The following is a 7,196-nucleotide window of genomic DNA, read 5'->3' on the forward strand; positions in this document are numbered from 1 at the left end:
TGCGCACGCCCGGCGATCCGGCGGGATCGCGCGGTGCTCGCCCGGCCGCCGGGCGGGGCGGGACGCGGGCTGTCCGCGCGGGGAGGCAGAGGGACGCAGGCGCTCAGGCCTGGGCGACCCGCCGGGCCGGGACGACATGAGGCAGCTCCAGCTCGAAGACACAGCCGGGAGCGTGGTTGCGTACCGTGATCCCGCCACCGTGCGCCTCGACGAACGCCCGGGCGATCGCCAGCCCGAGGCCCGCGCCGGGGCCCTGGCCGGGAGTGCGGGCGTGTTCGCCACGGAACCCGACGGTGAAGACCCGGTCCAGGTCCCCCTCGGGGATCCCGCCGCAGCCGTCCTGGATCCGCAGCCACGCCCGTCCTTCGCGGACGCCCGCGGCCAGCTCGATCCGGCCACCCGCGGGGGTGTGCCGGACGGCGTTGGTCAGCAGGTTGCGCACGGCGCGGGTCAGCTCCGAGTCGCTCCCGGACACCACCGGCCAGTCCTCCGGACGGTCCGCGACGACCGCCACCCCTGCGGCGGAGGCGGTCGTGCACTCGGCGGCGACGGCGTCGGACACCACCTCGCCGAGCGCCAACGGGACGAGTGTGAGGTCCAGCCCGGCGGACGTCGCGCGGGAGAGCTGGAAGAGGTCCTCGACCATGTCCGCCATCCGATCGGACTCGCGTCGGATGCGGGCGAGGTACTCGGCGGCCTCGGGGCCCGTGACGATGCCGTCGGCGAGGGCGTCGGTCATCCCGCGGATGCCGGCGAGCGGGGTCCGCAGGTCGTGGCTCATCCAGGCGACCAGCTCGCGGCGGGCCGCCTCGGCGTGGCGTACCGCCTCCAGCTCGGCCGCGTCGGCCTCCCGCTGCCAGAGCGCGTCGCGGGCGAACCGGCTGCCGAGCCACCAGGCGACCGGCACCGTGGCGAGCCCGACGACCGCGCAGACCGCGATCGTGCCGACCAGCTGCGGGGTGTACATCAGCCCACTCACCCCGACCACGCCGCCCAGCGCGGCGGCCAGCGGGACGAGCGCGAGGGTGACCATGGCGGCGGTCATCGAGCGGCGCCGCATCAGGTGCAGCAGCAACCCCCCGACGACGGCGACCGGCAGCGCGAACAGCAGCGCCAGGGGTGCGGCCTGCAGCAGCTCGGCGGGCACGGCTCAGGTCTCCCGGTCGTAGCGGTAGCCGGTGCCCCAGATGGTGGCGATGCGCCGGGGCGCGGTCGGGTCCGCCTCGACCTTCTCGCGCAGCCTCCGGACGTGGACCGTCACCGTGGAGCGGTCCCCGAACTCCCAGCCCCACACCTGCGACAGCAGCTCCTCGCGGGTGAACGCCTGCCCGGGATGGCCGAGCAGGAACGCGAGCAGGTCGAACTCCCGCGTGGTCAGCGCCAACGCCCCACCGTTCAGGGTGGCCTCGCGGGCCGCCGGATCGACCCGCAGGGACCCGTCGACGAGCACGGGGGAGGAGACGGGTGCCCCGGCGCGCCGCAGGATCGAGCCGATGCGCAGCACGAGCTCGCGCGGACTGAAGGGCTTGGTCACGTAGTCGTCCGCACCCAGCTCGAGGCCGAGGAGCCGGTCGTCCTCCTCGCCGAGCGCGGTGAGCATGACGATCGGGAGGTCGCCCTCCGCGCGCAGGGCCCGGCAGACCTCCAGGCCGCTGAGGCCGGGGAGCATCAGATCCAGGACGAGCACGTCCGGCGGGGTCGCCCTGGCCGCCCGCAGCGCGCCGGGGCCGTCGCCGACCAGCTCGACCTCGTGGCCGGCGGCGCCCAGGTAGCGGCCGACGACGTCGCGGACGGTCTCGTCGTCGTCGACCACCAGGACATGTGCGCACACGCCGGTCACGCTAGCGCTGCGGCGGCTCCCCGGCGGGATCCGTCATCGTTCGGTAAGGCCGGCTCACGAGATCCTTACCGCTCTGCCGGATCGCCTCGGACAGTGCCTGCCGGGGCCTACGGTCGGCGACCGTGAGGATTCGACGGTCCATGACGATCCGCTGGCGCAGCCCGATCCGTGGGCCCTGGTTGACCTCGGTGTTCGGGCTGGTGCTGCTCTGCGCCCTGCCCGTGGTGATCGTGACCGGGCTGCTGGACTGGGTCGCGTACGGATCGCAGCCGATCCCGGCGGACGTCGGGTTCCTGCACCTGCCCGCCTTCGACTGGCCCACCCGGCCGGCGTGGCTGTTCCGGCTCACCCAGGGCCTGCACGTCGGGCTGGGGATCGTCCTGGTTCCGGTGGTGCTGGCGAAGCTGTGGTCGGTCATCCCGAAGCTGTTCACCGCGCTGCCGCGCAACCCGCTGAAGGCGTTGGAGCGCCTCAGCCTGATCATGCTGGTCGGCGGGATCCTGTTCGAGATCGTCACCGGGCTGCTGAACATCCAGTACGACTACGTGTTCGGGTTCAGCTTCTACGCCGCGCACTACGTCGGGGCGTGGGTGTTCATCGCCGGGTTCGTCCTGCACGTGGCCCTGAAGCTGCCGACGATGATGCGCAGCCTGCGGTCGCGGTCGTTCCGGGAGGAGCTGCGCACCCCCCTCGCCGAGACCCGGTCCGAACCACCGGACGAGCTGGTGGCGCCCGATCCCGATCCGCCGACGATGAGCCGTCGCGGCGCGCTGGCGGTGGTCGGTGGAGGCGTGGTCCTGCTCGCCGGGCTGACCCTCGGCCAGACCGTCGATGCCCTGCGGCCGACCGCCCTGCTGCTCCCGCGCGGCAGGACCGCGCCGGGGGACTTCCCGGTCAACCGGACGTTCGCCGCGTCCGGCGTCTCCGAGCAGGCGATCGGCGCGGAGTGGCGCCTGGACCTCGGCGGGGTGCGGCTGACCCGCGCCGAGCTCGCGGCGCTGCCTCAGCACACCGCCGACCTGCCGATCTCCTGTGTGGAGGGCTGGTCGACCCAACAGACCTGGACCGGGGTCCGGCTGCGGGACCTCGCCGCCGTGGCGGGCGTGGACGGGCCGTCCGGCGCCGACGTCAGCTCGGTGGAGGAGGGTCCGTTCGCTCGGGCGTCACTGACGAGCGACCAGGTGCTACACCCGGACTCGCTGCTCGCGTTGCAGGTGAACGGAGCCGACCTGTCCCGGGACCACGGCTTCCCGGCCCGGATCATCGTTCCGGCGCTGCCCGGGGTGCACTGCACGAAGTGGGTCGCGGCGATCGGGTTCCGAGCGTGAAGGCCGTGCGGGTCGTGGGGGTCGTCGCGTGCCTGGCGTTGGGTGCCTACGCGACCACGATCATCCTGCGCGATCCGACGCTGCACCCGTCCATCCTCGGCATGCTGATCTGGTTCGCCGGGGCTCTGCTGCTGCACGACCTAGTGCTGTTCCCGCTCTACGCGGCCGCCGACCGGGCGCTGACCCTGTTGCCGACGACACGGGTCCCGCTGGTCAACCACGTCCGGCTGCCGCTGATGGGCGCAGCCCTGACCTTCCTGGTGTTCCTGCCCGGGATCATCCGGCAGGGCGAGCCGGTCGTCCGCGGTGCGACGGGCCTGGACCAGGAGCCGTTCCTCGCCCGCTGGCTGTGGCTCTGTGCGGCGATGGTGGGGGTGTCCGCGCTGGTCTGGGTCGTGCGCGTCACCAGACGGTCAGCAGCAGGTGGTTGACCACCAGCGCCAGCACGGCCTGGGCGACCAGCCACCTCCTCGGGTGCGGCAGCGCCCCGCAGGCCACCATCGCCCACACCGCGAACGGCAGCCAGATCCGCTCCACCTCCGCCTTCGACATCCCGGACAGGTCGGCCAGCAGGATCGCGGCCACCGCGGCCCCGACGAGCAGTAGCGTGGCCCGCGGCAGCGAGGGTGTGCGGCGCAGCGCCGCCACCCCGGCGGGGCCCAGCGCGAAGGCGAGCGCGGCGAGGTTCGCCCACACGAAGTAGGAGTACGGCCGGGTCGCCGCGGCGCTGGCCGCGTAGATCACGCGGAGGTCGGCGAACCCGTCGAACCACCAGAACCCGGCCGCGGTGAACGCCCCGACCACGACCAGGACCCCGACGACCGTCGGCACCAGCACCCGCCACCGCCGCGTCGCCACGAGCACGGCGAGTGGGAGCAGCCCGCCCAGGACCAAGCCGTAGGACAGGTAGAGGGCATAGCCGAGCAGCAGGCCGCTGCCGACCGCCACGAGCATGTTCCGCCGCACGGCGGCGACGGCCAGCAGCGCCACGCCCCAGGCCAGCCATCCGGCGAACAGCCCGTCCGCCGACACCCCGACCCACACGGCCCCGGGGAACAGCACCGAGAACGGCAGGACCCGGCGGGCGAGGTCCTCCTGGCCGAGCACGCGCAGCGTCACCGCCACGGCGACCGCAGCCGAGGACCCGACGAGCATCACGACGAGCCCGGCGGCTCCGCCCGAGCCCAGCCCGAGTCGGTCCAGCACCGTGAACAGCAGGAACGCTCCCGCCGGATGCCCGCCGACGTGGGTGGTCCAGAACCAGGTCTGGGTCGGGTCGACGGCGGTGGTGAGGATGTGGTCGGAGAAGACCCGCAGCATGGGCCCGATCCCGCCGAGCTCCGCGACCCGCGGGACGTCGGACAGGTACTCCTCGCCGCTGCTCAGCCGCTCGACAACGCCACGCTGCCAGCCGTCGATGAGCGCGAGGGACACGGTCCAGGCGAACGCGGCTGCCCACGCCGTGCACAGCAGCGGGGCCCAGCGCAGCCGGGCCGCGAGCCCGGGCCCCCACACCACCGTCGCGCCGGCCACGACGATCGCGGCCGGCGTCCCCGGCCCGACGTGAGGCAGCCACTCGGCCAGCAGGGGCGGCCACCCCAGGAAGATCTCGACACCGTCGGCGAGCAGGCTACGCCCGACCACCACTGCGGCCACGACCAGCGCCACCGCGGCGGCCACGACCAGGAGATCCCCCCGGACACCGCGCCGCTCGTCACGGCGGGCTCGGATCTCGGTCACGGCGGCACGCTATCTCGCGGACTCGGCGCTCCGCCGGTGGCCGTCGTCGTCGTGATACACCCCATCGGGTGAAATAAAACGATGAACCGATCGATGCTCCTTTTCGTAGCGCGCTCCACTTTCGTGTGGGACGACGATCTTCGGCGTATCGCCGGGCGATCCCACTCAATATGGCCAGTGCGAGGTCGCCACGGCGGTCCTGCATCACTGGAAGATTTCTCGGAATGGAGTACCCCTGATGGGTCGCAACGCGTTCGACAGCGTGACGTCGGTCTTCAAGCGCAAGTCGTCCGAGGAGTCGGGCTCGCGCCTCGCGTTCGAGTACGAGACCTTCGACAAGTCCAAGGAGGAGGAGTACCGCTCCTTCGAGGGCAAGCGTCGCGGCGGGCGTCGCTGAGCTAGGCCGCTCTTTCTCCGGTGACCCCGCCCCGCCCGTTCGTCCGGCGGGGCGGGGTCGCCGCGTGTCCGGGCCTCGTCCAGGGCCCTGACCAGCACAGACAGTAGCTCCGGAGGCGAGACTCGTGACAGCCCCATCCGGTGGGACCCCCGCGCTGGCGGTGCGTACGGTCCTGGCGCACTTCTGGCCCTACACCCGGCCCTACCGCGGACGGCTCGCGGTCTGCCTGGCGTTCATCGCCGTCGGACCGATGATCGACGCCGCCAACCTGTGGCTGTTCAAGATCCTCGTCGACGACGTGCTGACCCCGCGCAATTTCGACGCATTCGGCACCGTTGCCGCACTGTTCGTCGGCATCATGGTGCTCGGCGGACTCCTCTCCTTCGCCGACGACTATCTCTGCACGTGGGTGGGCGAACGATTCGTCCTGGATCTGCGGGACCGGTTGTTCGCGCACATGCACCGCATGTCGCCCGGCTTCTTCGAACGCCGCCCGGTCGGCGATCTGCTCTCCCGGCTCTCCGGTGACGTCAACGCGATCGAGTCACTCGTCGTGTCCGGCCTGATGCAGCTGGTGTCCTACGGGGTGCGGCTGGTGGTCTACGGCGGCCTGCTGTTCTTCCTGAACTGGCAGCTCGCACTCGTCTCGCTGGTGAGCGTGCCGCTGTTCGCGCTGGCGTCGCGGTACTTCAGCAAGCGCCTCAAGGCCGCCGCCCGCGAGACCAGCAAGCGCGGCGGGCGGATCGGCGCGGTGGCCGAGGAGAGCCTGGGCAACGCCGCCCTCGTGCACGCCTACAACCGCCAGCCCGCCGAGACCCGCCGCTTCCGCATCGAGAACCTCGGGTCGTTCGCGGCCTCGATGGTCGCGGCCCGGCTGCGCGCGATCTTCAGCCCGCTGATCGACCTGTTCGAGATCGGCGCCGTCCTCGTGGTGGCCGCGTTCGCCGTCTGGCAGATGTCGCAGGACGCGCTCACCCTCGGCGGCCTGCTGGTCTTCCTCGGCTACCTCTCGCAGATGTACTCGCCGATCAAGGGCCTCGCCGGGCTCACCAACACGATCTTCGCCGCGAGCGCGGGCGCCGAGCGGATCATCGAGATCCTGCGCGAGGAGCCCTCGGTCGCCGAGCACCCGCACCCCGTCCCGCTGGACCGGGCCCGCGGGGCCGTCCGGCTCGACGACGTGCGGTTCACCTACCCCGGCACCGACCGTCCCGCGCTGGACGGGATCAGCCTGGACGTCCCGCCCGGGGGGACCCTCGCCGTCGTCGGGCCGAGTGGGGCGGGCAAGACGACGCTGACCAAGCTGCTGCTGCGCTTCTACGACCCCGAGCACGGCCGGGTCGCCCTCGACGACGTGGACCTGCGCGACCTGGACCTCGTCCGGGTCCGGGAGAACGTCGCCGCGGTGCTGCAGGAGACGCTGGTCTTCGACGGCAGCGTGCGGGACAACATCCTCTGGGGCCGTCCCGACGCCACCGAGCCGGAGATGATCGCCGCGGCCCGTGCCGCGGACGCCCACGACTTCGTGACCGCGCTCCCCCAGGGCTACGACACCCCCGTCGGGCAGCGGGGCAGGCTGCTCTCCGGAGGCCAGCGCCAGCGCCTGGCGATCGCGCGGGCAATGATCCGCGACGCGCCGGTCCTGCTGCTCGACGAGCCCACCACCGGTCTCGACGCCCACTCCACCGAGCAGGTCATGGGCCCGATGCGGCGGCTGATGACCGGCCGCACCACCATCGTGATCAGCCACAACCTGCTCACCGTGACCGACGCCGACCGGATCCTCTACCTGGAGAAGGGCCGGATCCTCGGCGCGGGCACCCACACCGAGCTGCTCACCGGCTGCCCCGGCTACGCCCACCTCTACCGCCTGCACCACGGCGCGAACGCC

The 7,196-nt window shown here is 72.6% G+C and carries 7 protein-coding genes; 4 read left to right on the forward strand and 3 right to left on the reverse strand.

Annotation, left to right across the window (positions count from 1 at the left end; all coding sequences use genetic code 11):
- Nucleotides 1-103: 103 nt before the first annotated feature.
- Together H5J29_RS15215 and H5J29_RS15220 are read right to left on the reverse strand one after the other, a co-directional pair.
- A complete protein-coding gene (locus H5J29_RS15215) occupies nucleotides 104-1,147 on the reverse strand; it encodes a sensor histidine kinase (protein ID WP_312858240.1) in 1,044 nt (347 codons plus the stop codon).
- 3 nt (nucleotides 1,148-1,150) lie between these two features.
- A complete protein-coding gene (locus tag H5J29_RS15220) occupies nucleotides 1,151-1,840 on the reverse strand; it encodes a response regulator transcription factor (RefSeq protein ID WP_181781616.1) in 690 nt (229 codons plus the stop codon).
- A gap of 140 nt (nucleotides 1,841-1,980) precedes the next feature.
- Between H5J29_RS15220 and H5J29_RS15225 the strand changes: the two genes are divergently transcribed.
- Nucleotides 1,981-3,168, forward strand: coding sequence for a molybdopterin-dependent oxidoreductase (locus H5J29_RS15225; protein ID WP_181781617.1), 1,188 nt, complete (start codon nucleotides 1,981-1,983; stop codon nucleotides 3,166-3,168).
- Complete coding sequence (locus H5J29_RS15230; protein WP_312858242.1) at nucleotides 3,165-3,599, forward strand: hypothetical protein; 435 nt, start codon at nucleotides 3,165-3,167, stop codon at nucleotides 3,597-3,599. The genes H5J29_RS15225 and H5J29_RS15230 overlap by 4 nt, the downstream gene beginning before the upstream one ends.
- On the opposite strand, the gene H5J29_RS15235 is transcribed toward H5J29_RS15230, so the two are convergent.
- Nucleotides 3,571-4,908 (reverse strand): hypothetical protein, encoded by a 1,338-nt coding sequence (locus tag H5J29_RS15235; protein WP_312858243.1) that lies wholly within the window; start codon nucleotides 4,906-4,908, stop codon nucleotides 3,571-3,573. The genes H5J29_RS15230 and H5J29_RS15235 overlap by 29 nt on opposite strands.
- Nucleotides 4,909-5,146: 238 nt before the next feature.
- Between H5J29_RS15235 and H5J29_RS15240 the strand changes: the two genes are divergently transcribed.
- Both H5J29_RS15240 and H5J29_RS15245 read left to right on the forward strand, forming a co-directional pair.
- A complete protein-coding gene (locus tag H5J29_RS15240; protein WP_181781619.1) occupies nucleotides 5,147-5,305 on the forward strand; it encodes a hypothetical protein in 159 nt (52 codons plus the stop codon).
- A 160-nt stretch (nucleotides 5,306-5,465) separates the two neighbouring features.
- Nucleotides 5,466-7,196: ABC transporter ATP-binding protein (locus tag H5J29_RS15245; protein WP_181781620.1), on the forward strand; the 1,731-nt coding region annotated here is incomplete at its 3' end.

The organism is Pseudonocardia pini (assembly GCF_013870575.1).
Taxonomy (GTDB): Bacteria; Actinomycetota; Actinomycetes; order Mycobacteriales; family Pseudonocardiaceae; genus Pseudonocardia; species Pseudonocardia pini.

Excerpts from the sequence above, each read along its gene's own strand:
- H5J29_RS15225 (WP_181781617.1), top strand. The coding sequence starts at position 1,981 with ATGACGATCCGCTGGCGCAGCCCGATCCGTGGGCCCTGGTTGACCTCG.
- H5J29_RS15240 (WP_181781619.1), top strand. The coding sequence starts at position 5,147 with ATGGGTCGCAACGCGTTCGACAGCGTGACGTCGGTCTTCAAGCGCAAG.